Below are 17,046 nucleotides of genomic sequence, written 5' to 3'. Positions count from 1 at the left end.
CGGGCGCGGGGCGGCAACCTCGAACGAGGCGGCCGTGGGTTGCGGTCGCCCGGTCCCCGTCCCCCATTCGCCCGAGGTGCTTTCGTGTCCTCAGTTGCCGTACAGGCCCGGCCCTTCGCCGTCCGGCCCCGTTTGGCGCGCCTGCCGCGCCCGCCCGCCTCCTGGGTCCGGTTGATCAGTCCGATCCTGCTGGTGGCGCTGTGGCAGATCGCCAGCGCCACCGGGGTGCTGTCCGAGCGCCTGCTGGCCTCGCCGGTCACCGTGGTGCACACCGCCGGTGACCTGCTCTCCGATGGCACCCTGGTCGACGCGCTGACGGTGTCGCTGCAGCGGGCCGCAGTCGGATTCGCCATCGGCGCGATCGCCGGTATCGCGCTGGCGCTCGCCGCCGGGCTGAGCCGGGTGGGCGAGAATCTGGTCGACCCGATTCTGCAGATGCTGCGCACGCTGCCGTTCTACGGACTGATCCCGCTGTTCATCCTGTGGTTCGGAATCGGTGAACTGCCCAAGATCGTGCTGGTGGCGTTCGGCGTGGCGATTCCGCTGTACCTCAATACCTTTGCCGGAATCCGCAGTGTGGACGGCAAACTCGCCGAGCTCGCGCAGGTGCAGCAGCTCGGGCGGGCCGCGCTCATTCGGCACATCGTGCTGCCGGGCGCGCTGCCGCAGGCGCTCGTCGGACTGCGGCAGTCCCTGGGTGTGGCGTGGCTGGCGCTGATCGTCGCCGAACAGGTCAATGCCGATGCGGGACTGGGCTACATGATCAATAACGCGCGCGAATTCCTGCGCACCGACGTGATCGTGGTCGGGCTGCTGGTCTACAGCGTGCTCGGACTGCTCACCGACGCCTTCGTTCGGCTCATCGAGAGAAGGGCGCTGTCATGGCGACGCGGCTTCCTGGCGTAGTAACGGCGGACACCGCCGCCCGAGTTCGCGGTCTGGTCAAGGACTTCGGCGAACGACGGGTACTGCACGGCATCGATCTGGATATCCGGCCCGGCGAGTTCGTGGCGCTGCTCGGTCGCAGCGGCTCGGGCAAGTCCACGCTGCTGCGCGCGCTCGCGGGACTCGACAAGGCCACCGAGGGTGAGCTCACCGTCCCCGGTGAAGTGGCCGTCGCTTTTCAGGAACCACGCCTGGTGCCGTGGAAGCGGGTCGCCGCCAATATCACTCTCGGTCTGCGGCAACCGAATCCGAAGCAGGCCGCGGCCGATGCCCTGGCCGAGGTCGGGCTGACCGAGCGCGCCGACGCCTGGCCGCTGACCCTGTCCGGCGGTGAGGCGCAGCGAGCCTCGCTGGCCCGCGCCCTGGTGCGGGAACCGGATCTGCTGCTGCTGGACGAACCTTTCAGTGCGCTGGATGCCCTGACCCGCATCACCATTCACAATCTGGTGCTCGAGCTGTGGGGCAAACATCAGCCCGGCGTACTGCTGGTCACTCACGATGTGGACGAGGCGCTGCTGCTCGCCGATCGCGCCCTGGTACTGGCCGACGGCCGCATCGCCCGGGAACTGCGCATCGAGCTGCCGCGCCCGCGCCGCCGTGACCACCCCGAATTTCTCGCCCTGCGAGCAAACCTGCTCGCGGAACTCGGCGTGACCCCGGAAGGAACCGCATGAAACCCGTCACCAGACGCCTGTTCGCCGCACTGGCGGTCACCACCGCCCTGGTCACCGCGGCCTGCGGCAGTGGTGACGACAACACCAAGGGCGTGAATGCCGATGGCTCGGTGGATCTTTCGCAGGTGACCCTGCATATCGGTGACCAGAAGGGGCAGGCGTTGCAGGCCCTGCTCGAGGTGTCCGGGGAGAGCAAGAACCTGCCCTACAAGCTGGAATGGTCCACCTTCACCGCCGGTCCGCCCATCCTCGAGGCCATCAATGCCGGATCGGTGGATCTGGGCGGCGTCGGCAATGCCCCGCCGGTCTTCGCGGCGGCCGCGAAATCGCAGATCAAGATTGTCGCCAGTTATTCCAGCGGATTGCAGGGCCAGGCCATCCTGGTGCCCAAGGACTCCACGCTGAAGGATCCGAAAGACCTGCGCGGCAAGAAGATCGCCGTCACCAAGGGCAGTTCGGCGCATCAGCACCTGTTGGCCGTGCTCGCCAAGAACGGGCTCACCTTCGCCGATATCGAGCCGCAGTACCTGCAGCCCGCCGATGCGCTGGCGGCACTGTCCACCGGACGGGTCGACGCCTGGGCGGTGTGGGATCCCTATGTGGCACAGGCCGAGCACGACGGCAATCGGGCGCTGGTGACCGGTGAGGGTTATGTGCGCGGTGACGCCTTCTTCGTGGCGGGCACCAAAGCCCTTGCCAATAAGGCGAGTTCGGCGGCGCTGAAGGATCTGCTGATCCGCATCCAGCGGGCGCACGCCTGGATCAAGTCCAATCCGGAGACCTGGGCCAAGCAGTCCGCCGATATCACCGGCGTGCCCTACGACGTCACCCTGGTCGCGGTGAAACGCGCCTCGTACCAGCATCATCCGCTCGATCAGGCGACCATCGCCGAGGAGCAGGCGGTGGCCGACGCGTTCACCGACGCCAAGCTCATTCCGAGCAAGGTGAACATCACCGACTTCGTCGACACCCGCTTCAATGACCGCTTCACCTCCTGAGGAGATCGAATGAGCCTGTCATTCCACTGGTTTCTGCCCACCTCCGGTGACTCGCGCGGCCTCGTGGTCGGCGGGCACGGCACCCCGATGTCCGGTGATCGCCCGGCGTCGCTGCACTATCTGAATCAGATCGCGGCGGCCTCGGAGACCAACGGCTTCGAAGCGGTGCTCACCCCGACCGGCTCCTGGTGCGAGGACGCCTGGCTGACCACCGCCATGCTGGCCGGGACCACCGAATCGCTGAAATTCCTTGTCGCGCTGCGGCCCGGACTGGTCAGCCCCACCCTCGCCGCGCAGATGGCGGGCACCTTCCAGCGCCATTCCAACGGGCGGCTGCTGCTCAATGTGGTGACCGGCGGCGAACCGGCCGAACAGGCGGCGTTCGGCGACTTCGCCGATAAGGAGACCCGGTACGCGCGCACCGGAGAATTCCTGCACGTGGTGAAGTCGCTGTGGAATTCGCATGAGCCGTTCTCCTTTGCGGGCGAACACATTCGGGTGGAGAACGCGCTGCTGTCCAACCATCCGGACCCGGTGCCGCCGGTGTTCTTCGGCGGATCCTCCGCACCCGCCGGGCCGGTCGCGGCCAAATACGCCGACACCTACCTCACCTGGGGTGAACCGGTGCTCGCGGTGAGCCGCAAACTGGAGTGGATTCGCGGGCTCGCGGTCGATCACGGGCGAAAGCTGGACTACGGCTTGCGCATTCACGTGATCACCCGCGATACCTCGGAGGAGGCGTGGGCGGTCGCGGACAAGCTGCTCGCGGGCATCGACCCGGCCGATATCGAACGCGTGCAGGCCGCCCTCGGCAAGAGCGAATCCGAAGGTCAGCGCCGGATGAGCGAACTGCACAACGGCAGCGTCGACCGCCTGGAGATCGCACCCAACCTGTGGGCGGGCGTCGGCCTGGTCCGCGGCGGCGCGGGCACCGCCCTGGTCGGCTCGCACGCCGAGGTCGCCGAACGACTGCTGGAATACGCGAAGGCCGGCATCAGCCAATTCGTGCTGTCCGGCTACCCGCACCTGGAAGAGGCCTACTGGTTCGGCGAGGGCGTCCTGCCCATCCTGGAACGAAAAGGCGTGTGGCAGCACCCGAACCGCCGCCCCGCACCTCCCGCCGCCATCCCCTTCGCAGGCGCGTCCAGCAGCTAGCGGCGGAATTCCTCCACAGGGTGGAACTCCGCGGCCCGGTCGCCGACTTCGTTGCGGTACCACCGTTCTCGGCGGTGGCGCTGCACGCGGTCGGCGATCGTGTCCAGGCCGGGGATGACGCGGCGCAGGGTTTCCGCGCCGAAGAGTATGGGGGCCTGGGCGATCGGGTGCAGGATCCAGGGGAAGCGGTGTGGCATGCGGTGCCGGGCGTAGGTGCCCGGTGGGAGCCAGAATCCGGTGTAGCCGATCTGTACGCGATAGTTGAACTCGTCCCGAATTCGCTTGGGCCACGGGCTGTCCGGCTTCGGTTCGAAGGCGGGCAGGTACGACTCCACCAGTTCCTCGCCATCCGCGCCCGCGGTGAACGCGCGCTTGACGAAGGCGGCGAACATGAGCTGCACCGATTCCCGGAAATCACGCGGATACCAGGCGGGCTGCACGCCCAGCAGATGGCCCACGTACCGCCAGAAGTGCAGCGTCGCTTCGATTTCGGTGATCGTGGTCTGATGCCCGACGCTCCACAGCGCCAGGCCCGGCACCACACTGCCGCCCATCAGGGTGAGCGTCGCATCGCCCACGCTGATCGGCACTCCCCAAGCGGCGTAATCCCATTCGGGCCGTTGCATGAGCTTGCGGCGAATGAAGACGTGCATGATGCGCACCCGCATGGCGGTCTGCCTGCCGCGCGCACCCGGATCCAGGCCGCCCGGATCGGAGACGTCGATCCAGAAGCGCACGGTCTCCAACTGCCGCTTATGCGCCTTGTCCCCGGCGTAGCCGCCCGCGTACGACAGCGGTTTGGCGATCGAACTCTCCGAATACATTTCCAGCGTGCTGGTGGTGGCGAAGCTGAAAACCGATGTGCCCCAGCGCCGGAACACCTTCGCGCCCGCCGCGACCAACTCCGGATCGAACCATTCCGGCGGCGTCTCGAACTCCTCGAACAGCCGGACCAGCGTGGCGGGCGCGTCCGGAACCGATTCGATACCGTGCGCCAGCGCCTGATCCAGCATCGCCCGGCCCGCCGCCGGACCGAGTTCGCCCAGGTACACCTCGTCCACGAAAGCCTCCGCCACCGGATCGGCGTGGTAGTACGCCTGGCCGAACTCACGCACCAGCGCATCGGAGGGCTGTGGATCGAATCGGAAGAAAGCGCGCCAGATCCGCCGTGCGCGTTGGACACTGGGATCGTCGCGCCGCTCCCAGTACCGGAATTCCGTCGGAATGCGGCCCGCCGCCGCGACTTCCATGGCGGCCGGAACCTTCTCGCGAGTCATAATTCGAGGATAAAGTGAGTAGATGCTCACCTTCTACTCACTTTTGCGCACCGGGTCGGCGGATGCCTGACGACCCCGCTGTGCAGCGCCGGAAGCCGAGTCAGGACCGCGCCCGGGAGACCCGCGAGCGGATTCTGGACTCGGCAGCTCAACTTTTCGCCGAGCACGGCATGGCCGAGATCTCCACCAATCGGATCGCCGCCCACGCGCACATCAGCATCGGCTCGCTCTACCGGTATTTCGACGATAAAGCCGCCATCATCGATGTGCTCCGCACCCGCCTGCTCACCGATTTGGAGGAGCGTTTCACCGAGGCGGTCCTCGGCAGCATCGGCCTGCCGCTGCGCGAATCGGTGGGTTCCAGCCTGCGTGTCATCATGCACGCCGTCGCCGACCGCCGAGATCTGGTGCGCGCCTTGGCCGCCGACGCCACCGTCGCGGGCATCGGCTTCGGCGGCCTCGAACGCCGCCTGCTCCTGCTCACCCGCGCCTACCTACTCCAGCAATTGGGCCCCCGCCCCGACGCCGAACTCGACACCCGAGCCTTCGTCATGGTCAACGCGGGCCTCGCCGCCAGCCTCCGCATGGCCCTGCAACCCCCACCCGGCCTCGACCCGGACCGCATCATCGAGGAAACCGCCACCATGCTCGGCGATTGGCTAACCGCCGCAACCTGATTCGCGACCGGATCGGCTGTGTCGACCGCTCGCGCAGGTCAGCCGGACCGCCCTAGGTCAGGCGGGTGTGCGGCAGACTGGACGGGTTGCCTCGCCGACTATGCGGCGGCGACGCGGGCGATGATGGGCCGCCACCACCCCAGCGGGTGCACGGTGAGGCCGATGACCTTGCCCGCGTCATCGGCACGGCGCAGGGTGAGCGCGGCTTCGAAGTCCGGGTCGGCTTCGAAGGCGGTGATCTCGGCCGGGGTCATCGGGCCGCCCTGGGCGATCAGGGTGCGCTGACTCGACGGCGAGAGCGCCGAAGCGTGTGCCGCATCGGTTGCGGCGAGGTAGCGCTTGGCGGTGACGTGCAATTCGACCAGCCGGGCCACCCGGTCGCCGAGCAGTTCGCGCACCGCGTTCGCGCCGTGCACACCGTGACCCGCGTCGTCGCCGGGGAACAGTACGTGGCCGATATCGTGCACGAGCCCGGCCACCTGGAGTTCCTCGTCATCGGGGTGCTGCTGCCGCAGGATCTCCGCGCATTGCCGGTCATGATCGAGGATGTCCACCGGATCGCCGCTGCGATCGGGCATATCCCAGGCGTCCTCGCAGTCGGCCAGCAGTGTCATCAGGTCATCCACCGTCGCGATATTCGTCACCCTGGTCACTTTGGCGCAGCATCGTGAACGACGGGTGAAGCCGTCGTATCGGCCCTGCTCGGCACGACGGCGAAGATGGTGGCGGGTCGCTGCGGGGTTGCGGTTGGGCATAGGGTTGTCCTATGACGCTGTCACCCAGGGTGCCCGATCTCGCCGCACTGGATCTGCTGCTGTCGGTGATCGAACTGGGGAGTCTGGGTAGGGCGGCGAAGGCGCACGGGATCAGTCAGCCGTCGGCGAGTTCGCGGATTCGGTATCTGGAGCAGCTGGTCGGGGTGCCGGTGCTGGAGCGGACGACGCTGGGATCGCGGGCCACGGCGGCGGGGGCGTTGATCGCGGAGTGGGCGCGCGATGTGGTGGAGGCGGCGCAGCGGCTCGACGCCGGCATCGATTCACTGCGGGAGCAGCGGGATTCGCGATTGCGGGTGGCGGCGAGCCAGACCATCGCCGAGTACCTGTTCCCGAAATGGTTGACCGCCTTGCGAACTCGTATGCCGGAAATGTCACTCGCACTGGAGTCCGGGAATTCGGCGGAGGTGGCGCGGGCGGTGCTGGACGGCCGCGCGGGCATCGGCTTCGTGGAGAGCCCGGCGGTGCCGGGGGAGCTGGAGACGCATCTGGTGGCGCGCGATCGGCTGGTGGTGGTGGTCGCGCCCGGTCATCGCTGGGCGCGCGGGCGGGAAATCACCGCGCGGGAGCTCGCCGATACCGCGCTCATCTACCGGGAATCCGGATCCGGCACTCGAATCTCCTTCGAGCGAGCCATGACTCGCGTTATCCCGGACTGGCGGCCCGAGGTCGCGCTGGAACTGTCCTCCACCACCGCCATCAAAACCGCGGTCGCCGACGGTATCGGCCCGGCGGTGCTGAGTTCGCTCGCCGTGGCCGGCGAACTCGCCGAGGGATTACTGGTGTCGCCCGAGGTGACCGGTCTGGATCTGAATCGGGAGCTGCGCGCGGTGTGGCCCCGGGGGCAGCGCCTCACCGGCCCGGCCCGAGACCTCTACAGCATCGCTGGTCGCCCGGCGTAACACCGCTCACTTACCGCGCGCCCGTACGGTTTGCATAGCGAAGGCTCAAGTGCGCCAACGCCTCACGCGCCGGTCGCCAACGGGTTATGGTCACGACATGGTGCGATCAGCCGTCGCCGCCGACCCGGACGAGCCAGACACTCCGGGGTCCGCGCAGCGTCCTCATCTCGAGGTGGTTCCCACCGATCCGGAGGGGGAGCCGCCACCGCAACCGCCGCTGGGCGCCAATCCGCTGGCCGCGGCCGATATCGCCCGACTACCGGCGGCGGCCCGGCATCGGATCGCCGCCTTCATTCATCTGCAGATCGCCGCGCTGGAGGAGATGCCGGATCCGCTGCCCGACAGCGATCCGAATCCCGAACCCGCACAGTGATTTCGCCGCACACGCGGCAATCGATAGAGCGTTACGCGCAGAAGTAACAGACGCCGTTCGCGGGCAACTGGATGAAACACTCCTGGCACAGCGCCTCGCGCACCGGCTCCGGCTTGACCTCGGCCTGGGGTGTGCTGATGGTCATGCTGCGCTTGGCAGCCACCTTCGGGGTGAGCGGGGGCACACCGCCGTCGGCGGGAATCGCGGCGCCGTAGAACTGGTAGCACTGCCAGCGGGCGTAGGCCGCGTGCAATTCCAGATCGACCGGAATCGGCAGCCCCGCCAATTCGAGTACGTATTTGTAGGCATCACCCACGGTGTGGTTCTGTCGCACGCACAGCGCGGGCAGCGGCGGTTCTCCCGCACTGTGGCAGCGCCGGGCCACCTTGCGCAGGATGGCGTCCATCCAGGTGCGCGTCGGGGCCTTGGTGTGCACGCCGGAGACTTCCTGCACCCGCTCGGCGAGTTCGTTCACTGTGACGAAATGTCCGTACCCGGTTGCGGTTTCGGCCAATTCGGCGTGCGCTGCCAGCGCCCAAGCCACTGTCGCCTCACGGAACGGTACCGCGGTGCCGTCACCTGCCCGCCATGCTCCTGCCGTGGTGGCTACGGAATCCTTCATCACCTGTCCAAGTTATCGCGTCGGTTGCCGAACAAGCCAATGGCCTCCCGTATCGCGGCCCGATCGGTCGGTGCGAATTCCGGCACGCGATTCGAGGGGGCCGAGAGATCGGTCTGCGATTTACCCGATGCATACCGACCGGTGTGGGGTGAGTTTACTTGCGCGGCAACGAGTTTTACTTCGTCGCACATACTACAACGATAGAATGGATTTGGTTCGGTCCGTCCCGACCCGTGGCTATCCAGCGGCTTTGGTGGCTCCGGACTGTGCCGCTCCAGACCCCGGCGGTTTCGACAGCTCGTTCGAACCTGCCCGAAGGGGGCGTGATGGACGGCACCGAGAACATCAGCGCCGGTATGGGATTCGACGGTGGCGCGGAATTCGATCATGTTTTCCCGAGCGCCCGGGTGACCCACCCCACTGTCATACCGCGCCCGAATTCCGACGCTCTCGCCGGTGACGACGATTTCCGGCAATGGACGGTGGTCGCGGTAATAGTCGAAGCCGACCGGGTCGGACTGCTGCCCATCGGCATGGTCATGGCCGCGGACCTGGAACTGGCCGCCGGACAGGTGTGCGATCGATTGCCCGCGCCGGGCGGGATACCCGGCGCGCGCTACCTGGTCGCATCGCCGTGCACCCTGGAAGTGGATATGCGCGCCGGACGCGTGGTCACCGTGCCGCAACTCACCTGGGTGAACCGCATGAACTGGGATGAGAACGCCTGGGCGGGCACCGAATGGGTTCCGGCCGAAGGCGGCCTGCGCATACTCGACCCCGAACGCTGGCGCCCCGCACAGCGCCGCAGCGCCGGATTGTGAACAGCGCAGCGCGCCCAGGCTCCCGGTGGTTTCCGTCATATCGCATAAAGTGGCGCGAATACACCACGGTTCAGCAGCCGTGATCCGGCAGGCCGAAGACGGACGGGAGCGAACCATGGTGTTCGACCGGCCGTGTTGTTCCGGCGGAACCCGATGAGCCCCGATCGTTCCGCGGTCGCCCGATTCCTAGCCGTGCTGCGCGAACTCGGCGCGGACGCCGAATCGGCCCCGGTGCACGGAGATCGCCTGTGCAGAGCCAGCGTTCGGGTACTGCCGGTGAGCGAAGCCGCGCTCACCCTCGCCATGCCGGAGAACCGGTGGGAGGTGCTCGGCGCGTCCGGTGCCGCCGCCGCACGGCTGGCCGATGCCCAGGCCGTGGTCGGCGAGGGGCCCGGACCGGAATCGAATCTGGCGGGCATACCGGTGCGCGTACCCGATTTCGGCGGCGCGGTGGCCGGGGGCCGCTGGCCGCTGCTGGCCCAGTGGGATCGACTGCCGCAGACCTTGGCGGCGATCTGCTCGGTGCCGCTGCGCCTGGGCGCGATCCGGGTCGGCTACCTCGACCTCATCGGCGCGGACGCGCTGCTCGGCGATGTCGAGGCGTATACCGATGCCGTGCGGATCGCCGATGTCATCACCACGGTGCTGCTGGCCGCACTCACCCCACCGGAGCGCAATGGCGGCCGTGAACTCAACGGGCTCGCGCTCGGTCCCTGGTGGGAACAGTCGGCCTCCGCCCGCGAAATCCATCAGGCCACCGGAATGGTTGCGGTGCAATTGGATTCGACGGCTGCGGTGGCCTATGCGAGATTGGTCGGACATGCCTTCGCCACCGGCGCCACGCTCGGTGATACCGCCGCCGATGTGGTTGCCCGCCGACTGCGCTTCCGCCCGGATCCCGACCCCGACCCGGAACCCGTTCCCGAGCGCTGAACCCGCCCGCAGGAACCCGCCCTAGGATTGACGAGAGAAGAGGTGAGCCGAGGATGGCAGCTCGAGACGGTGCGGTGACCGCGGCGCTGGTACGGATGGTGGATACCCTGGTAATCGATTACGACCCGGTGGAGTTGACCCAGGAACTGGTCGACACCAGCATCGATCTGCTGCCCGCCGACGCCGCCGGACTGCTGCTGGCCGACAGTCACGGTGATCTCCAGGTATTCGCCTCCACCTCCGAGGAGACCCGGCTGCTGGAGTTGCTTCAGGTCGAATCCGCCGCGGGACCCTGCTTACAGGCGTATCGCACCGGCGAACAGGTGCTGGTCGAGGATCTCGAACGCGGCGCACAGCGTTGGCCCGCCTTCGCCGAACGGGCGGCCATGGAGGGCTTCCGCAGTGTCTGCGCCCTGCCGCTGCGCCTGCGCAACGATCGGATCGGGGCGCTGAACCTCTTCACCACCCGCGCGGGCTCGCTCGGCCCCGACGATGTGCGGATCGGGCAGGCGCTGGCCGATTTCGCCACCATCGGCATCGTGCACGCCCGCATTCTCGCCGACTCGCTGACGGTGAACGATCAACTCAGCATCGCGCTGAACAGCCGGGTGGTCATCGAACAGGCCAAGGGCATGCTCGCCGAGCGCGCCGACCTCGATATGGACACCGCGTTCGGGTCGATGCGCAAATACGCCCGGGACCACAATCTGCGCCTGGCCGATGTGGCGCGCGGGCTGGTGGATCGCACCGTCGATCTCGAAACCGTTCTCGCGCACGGTATTCACAAGTGATTCCGCCGTACGCGGATTCGCGCCGAGGATTCATTGCGGTTAACTCGCGATGCGGCCTGCGGTAGAATCCATACCGCACGTCGAGTGCTCCGGACCCCGGTGGTCGATTTGCGCACGGCAGGGACAGTGGTTGTCCGCCGACGCGAATATGGAGCACCACAATGCATTTCCGTAAGTACAGTCGTATGTTCTCCTGCACGAACAGCGCGACGGACTCGAATCCCGTTTCAGCGCAGGCGTCTACGCGATCTCCCGTGATCAATGTGCAATTCGGTCATGACGAACCGATCCCCGGCGACCGCGAGCATGACCCGGCTCGCATCGTGAATCAGCAGATCCAGTTCCTCGATGACCTCCGAAACCGCGATCCCGGCGGCGCGGACCTGGGCCGGACTCGATTCTCTGCGGTGCAGGACATCCCGCAGTTCGTGCAACTCGACCTCGACGTCGAACAGTTGCCGCACCAGTCGCTCGCTGGAATCGGCGAAAATGGCGGTGATCAACGGTGATTGCGACGTCGACCGTGTACCGGTGGGCGCCTGCGGTGCGCCCGATGCTGACAATCCAGGGTCCGACATTTCGTTCTCCTGGGTCGATCGCACGAAATCCCGAGCGACGCTGCGGAACTCGGCGCGAGAATGCCTTCAATGCTACGCCCGTCCGGCGCCGCGCCGCGGACCTCGTACAGGGTTGCACCACTCTGCCGGGGAAGAGGGGGTGAGGACATGGTGGGCATCGGGGCCGAGCAGGCCGTAATCGCCGCGACGGCGAGATCGATGGCGCAGGCGCGTCGCGACCCGGCAGTCGATATCGATGCGGGTACGGACGAGGCCGCACCGGACATCGGCTGGCCCGGATTCCGGCTCGCGGTGAGTTTACTTGTGTGGCAACGCGTTTTATCTTTTCGGACACCGGGCCGCGCTAACGTCGGAAAGGTTCGGTACCAACGCGCGAATCCGCCCGGGGGGCGCGATGAACAGCACCGAAAATAGCGGTGGCCGTGAGAGATTCGGCTCGTTCCCGGCTCCTGTCGAGGACGATCCCGGCGATGCCTTCCGGCAGTGGACCGTGGTCGCGGTGCACGTCGACGCCGGACAGGTCGGTCTGCTGCCCATCGGCGTGGTGGTGGCCGCGGACCTCGCGCTCGCCGCCGGGCAGGTCTGCGAACGCGTCCCGGCCCCCGGCTCGATCGCCGGAACGCACTACCTCGTCGCCTCCTCCTGCGCACTGGAACTCGACCAGTTCCTCGGCAGGATCGTCGCGGTCCCGCAGGCCAGCTGGGTCAATCGCATGCAGTGGGCGGGCAATGCCTGGGTCCCCGGCGAATGGCTCCCCGCGGCAGGCGGCCTGGGCATGCTCGATCCGCAACGCTGGCGCAGCACCCCGGGTCGCCCCGCGCGCTGAATCCTCTATAAATATGGAGGCGGGTGGACGGCGGAAGGAACGCGAATGGGGCGAAACGTCGGCACTGCGGGAGGGTCTGCCGATCGATCGGCCCGGCGCGGGGCGATCTGCGGTGCCGCCCTCGAACTCGCGGCCCAGGGCGGGAATCGGGCCGTCACCCATCACGCCATCGACGATCGGCTCGCAATCGCGCGCGGGTCGACCTCGTATTACTACCGGACGCGGCAGGAATTGTTGCGGGCGGCGGTGATTCACCTCGCCACGACGTCACGGCGGGCGTTCCAGGCCGCGCTGGGCGACGGGGATGCGAGCGTGCCCACGGTGGAATCGGCCGCGGATCTCATGGCGGGACAGCTCGATCTGCTGCTGGGGCCGCGACGTCTGGACGCGCTCGCGCGCTATGCCCTGGCCGCCGATGCGGCGGGGGATGCGGAGCTGCGCGAGGCGCTGGCGGGCTGCCTCTTCTCGGTGCCCGCGGCCACCGGGCTGTTCGAGGCGCTCGCCGCGGCGGATTCGAAGCAGGTCACGCCGAGCCGGAAACGGGCCGTGCCGGAGTCGGGGCAGCTGTTCGGCCCGGAGCAAGCCGCGCGGGATCTGGTCAGCCTGCTCGAGGGTCTACTCCTCGATCGTTTGCACGGCACCCGCTCGCTGCTCGGGCTGGAGGCCGGGACACCCGCGAGCCTGGCGGATCTGCGTCCGCCGGTGCTGCGCTGGCTCACCGTGCTGGGCAACGGGATTCGCTAGCGCTCCGGTAGGTGGTGACGCAGCAGTACCGCGAGCTGATCGCGGGCGTCGTCGAACGGATGGCTGGATTTGAGCGCCCGGCTCTGCACGATCGCGCCCTCGATGACCGAGAGCAGCAGTCCCGATAGCGAATTCGCGGTGCCGCGGTTCAGGCCCGCGGCGACCAGGCCGTCAGCGAGCCGCGCGGTCCATTCGGTGAACGCCTGTCCGGCGGTGGCCTGCACCGAGAGGTCGAGTTCGTCCAGGGCGGCGGCCATCATGAACGAGCCCGCGCGATAGTCGCTGTTCTCCAGCCCCGTTCGCCAGAAGGCGAGCAGATCGTCCAGCCAGCGTTCGGCGGAGGGTGCGCCGGGCAGGGCGTCGGCCATCCGGCTCACATGCTGGTACACCACCCTGGACACGATTCGCGCCGCCGCCTCCACCAGTTCGCCCTTACCGGAGGGGAAGTGCTGATACAGCGAATTGCGGGAGGCGTTACTGCGCTTGAGCAGCTCACTCAGCCCCGCCGCGTGCACTCCGTGCTCCTGCACCGTGGCGATGGTGCTCGCGATCAACCGTGCGCGCGGTCCCGCCGTCATGGAAAGTCCTCCAAACCTTGCTTGAACCGATCGGTCCATGTTAAACCTATCCCTGTGAACCGATCGGTTCACTTCGAGAGGATGACATGCCCGCGCACATCGCCACCGCAACGCCGGTAACCCACGCCACCACCCTGGGCCTCGGCGTATACCGTCCCCGCCGCATCGTCCCGAACGCGGAGATCGTCGACCGCATCGATTCCTCGGACGAATGGATTCGCACCCGTTCCGGGATCGAGGCCCGCCACTGGGCCGAAGCCGACGAGACCATCGTGTCCATGAGCACCGCCGCCGCCCGCGACGCGCTCGCCGCCGCGAACATTCCGGCCGAGCAGATCGACGCCGTCATCCTGGCGACCTCCTCGCAGATGGTGCTCGGCCCATCCGCCGGCGCGGTCGTCGCCACCGAACTCGGTATGCACGACACCGCGGCCTTCGACGTCTCGGCGGGCTGCGCGGGCTTCTGCTACGCGCTGGCCAATGCCGCCAATCTGGTGCGCGCGGGCCAGGCCCGGCACGTACTGGTGATCGGCGTCGAACGGCTGTCGGACCTGCTCGATCCGACCGACCGCACCTGCGCCTTCATCTTCGCCGACGGCGCGGGCGCGGTCGTGGTAGGACCGTCCGACATCGAGGGCATCGGGCCGGTGGCCTGGGGTTCGGACGGCAGCCAGACCGCGGCCATCAAGCAGGACAAGGACTTCGCGCAATACTTCGCCGAGGTCGCCGCCGCCGAGGCCAGCGGCGGCACCACCGAACGCCCCTACATCCGGATGAACGGCACCGCCGTATTCCGCTGGGCCGTCACGTTTTTGGAGAAGGCCTGCCGGGACGCCCTGGACCGCTCCGGGGTCACCGTCGACGATCTCGACGCGTTCATTCCGCACCAGGCCAACAGCCGCATCACCGACGCCCTCACCCGCGCGCTGCATATGCCCGACTCGGTGGCCATCGCCCGCGATATCGCCGAAACCGGCAACACCAGCGCCGCGTCCATTCCGATGGCGATGGAACAGCTGCTGCGCACCGGCGCGGCCAAGCCCGGTGACACCGCACTGCTGCTCGGTTTCGGTGCGGGCCTGGCCTACGCCGGTCAGGTGATCACCCTCCCGGCCATCCCCTCCTGAGCGCTATCGCTTGCGCCGGGCGACCCACGCGCTCAATAGCACCGTGACCAGGCATACGGCGACGGCCGACTGCGCGAAATAGCTCGACGTGCGGTCGGAGTCGCTGTCCCACCTGGCCACGAAGAAATACAGACTGATCGACACCAGCACGGCGGCAATGGCGGCGCCGACCACCCTGATTCCGATCGATGTCCTATTTCCCGATCCCCCCAAACGCATTACTCGACTGTAGCGATGCCGGGACGGTCTCGGGTGCCGCGCTTCCCAGCCGGGACGCGGCAGGGAAAGCGCCGTTCGATAGCCGATAAGCTGCTGGAACTATGGCCCTGAGCGCAACGATGCACACCTTCACGATTCAGCTCGCCGATATCGATCGCGGGGTGTACGAGGACCTGGAATTGCGGGTGGCCCGGCATCCCTCGGAATCGGCCGAGTTCATGGTGACGCGCTTGCTGGCGTACCTGCTCGAATACGAGGAGGGGATCGCGTTCAGCGAGGGCGGGGTGTCCGCCACCGATGAACCCGCGGTGCTGGTGCGCGATCTCACCGGGCAGATCACCGCCTGGATCGAGATCGGCGCACCCGACGCCGAGCGGGTGCATCGCGGCAGCAAGCTGGCCGGACGCGCGGCCATCTACACCCATCGTGATCCGGTGAAGGTGCAGGCGCTGTTGGCGGGCAAGCGAATTCACCGGGTCGAGGACATTCCGCTCTACAGTTTCGACCGCGAATTCATCGATGCCGTGGTGGCGGTGCTGGATCGGCGCAACACCGCGTCCCTGTCGATCACCGAACGGGTGCTGTACCTGGATATCAATGGCGCCAGTCTGCGCGGATCGGTGGCGGAACAGCCGATCGGATAGCCGATCCCGCCGGGGATACCGCGGAAACGCCGAGATCGTAAGCGGATTCGGCGTGCTCGGCCTCATCGATGCCGGTGATCTCGGCCTCGTGATCGACCCGGAAACCGATGGTCTTGTGGATGAGCCAGCCGACGATATACGTGGCCACGAACGAATAGAGCAGGACCGCGCCCGCCGCGATCAGCTGCCGCTGCAACTGGGTCCAGCCGCCGCCGTACAGCAGCCCGTTACCGCCCGCCGGATTCACCGTGGCATCGGCGAACACACCCACCAGCAGGGTGCCCACCAGACCGCCCACCAGGTGCACGCCGACCACATCGAGCGAATCGTCGTAGCCGAAGGTGAATTTCAGCCCGACCGCCAGCGCGCAGATCACGCCCGCCGCCACCCCGATCGCCAAAGCGCCCGTCGGGCCGACGAATCCGCAGGCCGGGGTGATCGCGACCAGTCCGGCCACCGCGCCCGAGGCCGCGCCCAGGGTGGTCGGCTTACCATCGCGCAACTGCTCGACGATGATCCACGCCAGCGACGCCACCCCCGTCGCGATGGTCGTATTGGTGAACGCCAGCGCCGCGAGATCTCCCGCGGTCAAAGCGGATCCGGCATTGAAGCCGTACCAGCCGAACCACAGCAGCGCCGCGCCGAGCAGGGTGAACGGCACATTGTGCGGGCGCGGAATACTGCGCGGCCAGCCGTGCCGATCACCGATCACCAATACCAGCGCGAGCGCCGCCGCACCCGCGTTGATATGCACCGCGGTACCGCCCGCGAAGTCGAATGCCTTGAGCCGGTTGGCAATCCAGCCGCCGACAGCGGCGGAATCGCCTGCGGAATCGGTGCCGGTGAACCCGTTCGCGCTGAAAACCCAATGCGCCACCGGGAAATACACCACGCTCGTCCATCCCACGATGAACACCACCCAGGCCCAGAACTTCGCGCGGCCCGCGATCGCACCCGATATGAGCGCGGTGGTGATAATCGCGAACATGAGCTGGAACATCACGAACGCCATGGTCGGAATCTGATGTCCGGCCGGACCGGACAGCGTGCCGTGCGTATCACGCAGCATCACCTGCGACATACCGCCGATCAGGCCCTGATAGGCGTCGGAGCCGAATGATTCGCTGTATCCGTACAGCAGCCACAGGGTCGTCACCACACCCAGGGCGACGAAATTCATCATGAGCATGTTCAGCACGCTCTTGCCGCCGACCATGCCGCCGTAGAAGAAAGCCAAGCCCGGCGTCATCAACATGACCAGTGCCGCACTCGCCAGCACCCACGCGGTATCTCCCGAATTCACGCTATTACCTCTTATTTCCACGGGATTCGCGTGAAGCATCGAGAGTTACTGTTTCGCCGGTGCGGCTCATCGTGTTTCGGGTCGGT

General features: G+C 67.3%; 21 protein-coding genes. 14 read left to right on the top strand and 7 right to left on the bottom strand.

The window, feature by feature from the left end; translation table 11 throughout:
- Positions 1 to 84 precede the first annotated feature (84 nt).
- From ACFC4D_RS35820 to ACFC4D_RS35805, 4 genes are read left to right on the top strand one after another with little or no spacing between them, the layout of a single operon-like run.
- A complete protein-coding gene (locus ACFC4D_RS35820; protein ID WP_376070017.1) occupies positions 85 to 906 on the top strand; it encodes an ABC transporter permease in 822 nt (273 codons plus the stop codon).
- Complete coding sequence (locus ACFC4D_RS35815; RefSeq protein WP_376070014.1) at positions 882 to 1,619, top strand: ABC transporter ATP-binding protein; 738 nt, start codon at positions 882 to 884, stop codon at positions 1,617 to 1,619. Before ACFC4D_RS35820 ends, ACFC4D_RS35815 begins: the two co-directional genes overlap by 25 nt.
- The gene (locus ACFC4D_RS35810) at positions 1,616 to 2,617 is read left to right on the top strand and encodes an ABC transporter substrate-binding protein (RefSeq protein WP_364629284.1); all 1,002 of its coding nucleotides are present in this window, start codon (positions 1,616 to 1,618) and stop codon (positions 2,615 to 2,617) included. The genes ACFC4D_RS35815 and ACFC4D_RS35810 overlap by 4 nt, the downstream gene beginning before the upstream one ends.
- 9 nt (positions 2,618 to 2,626) lie before the next feature.
- The gene (locus ACFC4D_RS35805; protein ID WP_376070011.1) at positions 2,627 to 3,772 is read left to right on the top strand and encodes an LLM class flavin-dependent oxidoreductase; all 1,146 of its coding nucleotides are present in this window, start codon (positions 2,627 to 2,629) and stop codon (positions 3,770 to 3,772) included.
- Here ACFC4D_RS35805 and ACFC4D_RS35800 read toward each other — a convergent pair.
- On the bottom strand, positions 3,769 to 5,049 hold the full coding sequence (locus tag ACFC4D_RS35800; protein WP_376070009.1) for an oxygenase MpaB family protein: 1,281 nt from the start codon (positions 5,047 to 5,049) through the stop codon (positions 3,769 to 3,771). The two genes, ACFC4D_RS35805 and ACFC4D_RS35800, sit on opposite strands and share 4 nt — an antisense overlap.
- Positions 5,050 to 5,111: 62 nt before the next feature.
- Here ACFC4D_RS35800 and ACFC4D_RS35795 point away from each other — a divergent pair, with 62 nt between their 5' ends.
- Complete coding sequence (locus ACFC4D_RS35795) at positions 5,112 to 5,726, top strand: TetR/AcrR family transcriptional regulator (protein WP_376070006.1); 615 nt, start codon at positions 5,112 to 5,114, stop codon at positions 5,724 to 5,726.
- Between the two features lie 98 nt (positions 5,727 to 5,824).
- On the opposite strand, the gene ACFC4D_RS35790 is transcribed toward ACFC4D_RS35795, so the two are convergent.
- Positions 5,825 to 6,379: an HD domain-containing protein gene (locus ACFC4D_RS35790; RefSeq protein WP_376070004.1), complete on the bottom strand. Its 555-nt coding sequence runs from the start codon at positions 6,377 to 6,379 to the stop codon at positions 5,825 to 5,827.
- 113 nt (positions 6,380 to 6,492) lie between these two features.
- Between ACFC4D_RS35790 and ACFC4D_RS35785 the strand changes: the two genes are divergently transcribed.
- Together ACFC4D_RS35785 and ACFC4D_RS35780 are read left to right on the top strand one after the other, a co-directional pair.
- Positions 6,493 to 7,401, top strand: coding sequence for a LysR family transcriptional regulator (locus ACFC4D_RS35785; protein ID WP_376070002.1), 909 nt, complete (start codon positions 6,493 to 6,495; stop codon positions 7,399 to 7,401).
- Between the two features lie 97 nt (positions 7,402 to 7,498).
- Complete coding sequence (locus tag ACFC4D_RS35780; protein ID WP_364629302.1) at positions 7,499 to 7,774, top strand: hypothetical protein; 276 nt, start codon at positions 7,499 to 7,501, stop codon at positions 7,772 to 7,774.
- Between the two features lie 31 nt (positions 7,775 to 7,805).
- On the opposite strand, the gene ACFC4D_RS35775 is transcribed toward ACFC4D_RS35780, so the two are convergent.
- Positions 7,806 to 8,396, bottom strand: coding sequence for a hypothetical protein (locus ACFC4D_RS35775; protein ID WP_364629305.1), 591 nt, complete (start codon positions 8,394 to 8,396; stop codon positions 7,806 to 7,808).
- A 326-nt stretch (positions 8,397 to 8,722) separates the two neighbouring features.
- On the opposite strand from ACFC4D_RS35775, the gene ACFC4D_RS35770 reads away from it, so the two are divergent.
- The 3 genes from ACFC4D_RS35770 (at position 8,723) to ACFC4D_RS35760 (ending at position 10,941) form a co-directional block, all read left to right on the top strand.
- Positions 8,723 to 9,217, top strand: coding sequence for a hypothetical protein (locus ACFC4D_RS35770; RefSeq protein WP_376069999.1), 495 nt, complete (start codon positions 8,723 to 8,725; stop codon positions 9,215 to 9,217).
- 153 nt (positions 9,218 to 9,370) lie between these two features.
- Complete coding sequence (locus ACFC4D_RS35765; RefSeq protein WP_376069997.1) at positions 9,371 to 10,150, top strand: ANTAR domain-containing protein; 780 nt, start codon at positions 9,371 to 9,373, stop codon at positions 10,148 to 10,150.
- 53 nt (positions 10,151 to 10,203) lie between these two features.
- A complete protein-coding gene (locus tag ACFC4D_RS35760) occupies positions 10,204 to 10,941 on the top strand; it encodes a GAF and ANTAR domain-containing protein (protein WP_376069995.1) in 738 nt (245 codons plus the stop codon).
- Between the two features lie 227 nt (positions 10,942 to 11,168).
- Here the strand turns inward: ACFC4D_RS35760 and ACFC4D_RS35755 are convergent, their stop codons facing one another.
- Positions 11,169 to 11,519 (bottom strand): hypothetical protein, encoded by a 351-nt coding sequence (locus tag ACFC4D_RS35755; protein WP_376069992.1) that lies wholly within the window; start codon positions 11,517 to 11,519, stop codon positions 11,169 to 11,171.
- Between the two features lie 394 nt (positions 11,520 to 11,913).
- Between ACFC4D_RS35755 and ACFC4D_RS35750 the strand changes: the two genes are divergently transcribed.
- The gene (locus tag ACFC4D_RS35750) at positions 11,914 to 12,345 is read left to right on the top strand and encodes a hypothetical protein (RefSeq protein WP_376069989.1); all 432 of its coding nucleotides are present in this window, start codon (positions 11,914 to 11,916) and stop codon (positions 12,343 to 12,345) included.
- 45 nt (positions 12,346 to 12,390) lie between these two features.
- Positions 12,391 to 13,089: a TetR/AcrR family transcriptional regulator gene (locus ACFC4D_RS35745; RefSeq protein ID WP_376069987.1), complete on the top strand. Its 699-nt coding sequence runs from the start codon at positions 12,391 to 12,393 to the stop codon at positions 13,087 to 13,089.
- On the opposite strand, the gene ACFC4D_RS35740 is transcribed toward ACFC4D_RS35745, so the two are convergent.
- Positions 13,086 to 13,667 carry a TetR/AcrR family transcriptional regulator gene (locus ACFC4D_RS35740; protein ID WP_364629325.1) on the bottom strand — a complete coding sequence of 194 codons (582 nt, stop codon included), beginning with the start codon at positions 13,665 to 13,667 and terminating at the stop codon, positions 13,086 to 13,088. The genes ACFC4D_RS35745 and ACFC4D_RS35740 overlap by 4 nt on opposite strands.
- 86 nt (positions 13,668 to 13,753) lie before the next feature.
- Between ACFC4D_RS35740 and ACFC4D_RS35735 the strand changes: the two genes are divergently transcribed.
- Positions 13,754 to 14,794: a beta-ketoacyl-ACP synthase III gene (locus tag ACFC4D_RS35735; protein ID WP_376069984.1), complete on the top strand. Its 1,041-nt coding sequence runs from the start codon at positions 13,754 to 13,756 to the stop codon at positions 14,792 to 14,794.
- A 3-nt stretch (positions 14,795 to 14,797) separates the two neighbouring features.
- On the opposite strand, the gene ACFC4D_RS35730 is transcribed toward ACFC4D_RS35735, so the two are convergent.
- Complete coding sequence (locus ACFC4D_RS35730; protein ID WP_376069981.1) at positions 14,798 to 15,013, bottom strand: hypothetical protein; 216 nt, start codon at positions 15,011 to 15,013, stop codon at positions 14,798 to 14,800.
- A gap of 101 nt (positions 15,014 to 15,114) precedes the next feature.
- Here ACFC4D_RS35730 and ACFC4D_RS35725 point away from each other — a divergent pair, with 101 nt between their 5' ends.
- A complete protein-coding gene (locus ACFC4D_RS35725; protein ID WP_376069978.1) occupies positions 15,115 to 15,657 on the top strand; it encodes a YaeQ family protein in 543 nt (180 codons plus the stop codon).
- Here ACFC4D_RS35725 and ACFC4D_RS35720 read toward each other — a convergent pair.
- The gene (locus ACFC4D_RS35720; protein WP_364629337.1) at positions 15,608 to 16,999 is read right to left on the bottom strand and encodes an ammonium transporter; all 1,392 of its coding nucleotides are present in this window, start codon (positions 16,997 to 16,999) and stop codon (positions 15,608 to 15,610) included. The genes ACFC4D_RS35725 and ACFC4D_RS35720 overlap by 50 nt on opposite strands.
- Positions 17,000 to 17,046 lie beyond the last annotated feature (47 nt).

Origin of the sequence: Nocardia sp. NPDC056000 (genome assembly GCF_042269265.1) — a bacterium.
Lineage (GTDB): Bacteria > Actinomycetota > Actinomycetes > Mycobacteriales > Mycobacteriaceae > Nocardia.
This window is presented reverse-complemented; position numbering and strand designations above follow the sequence as displayed.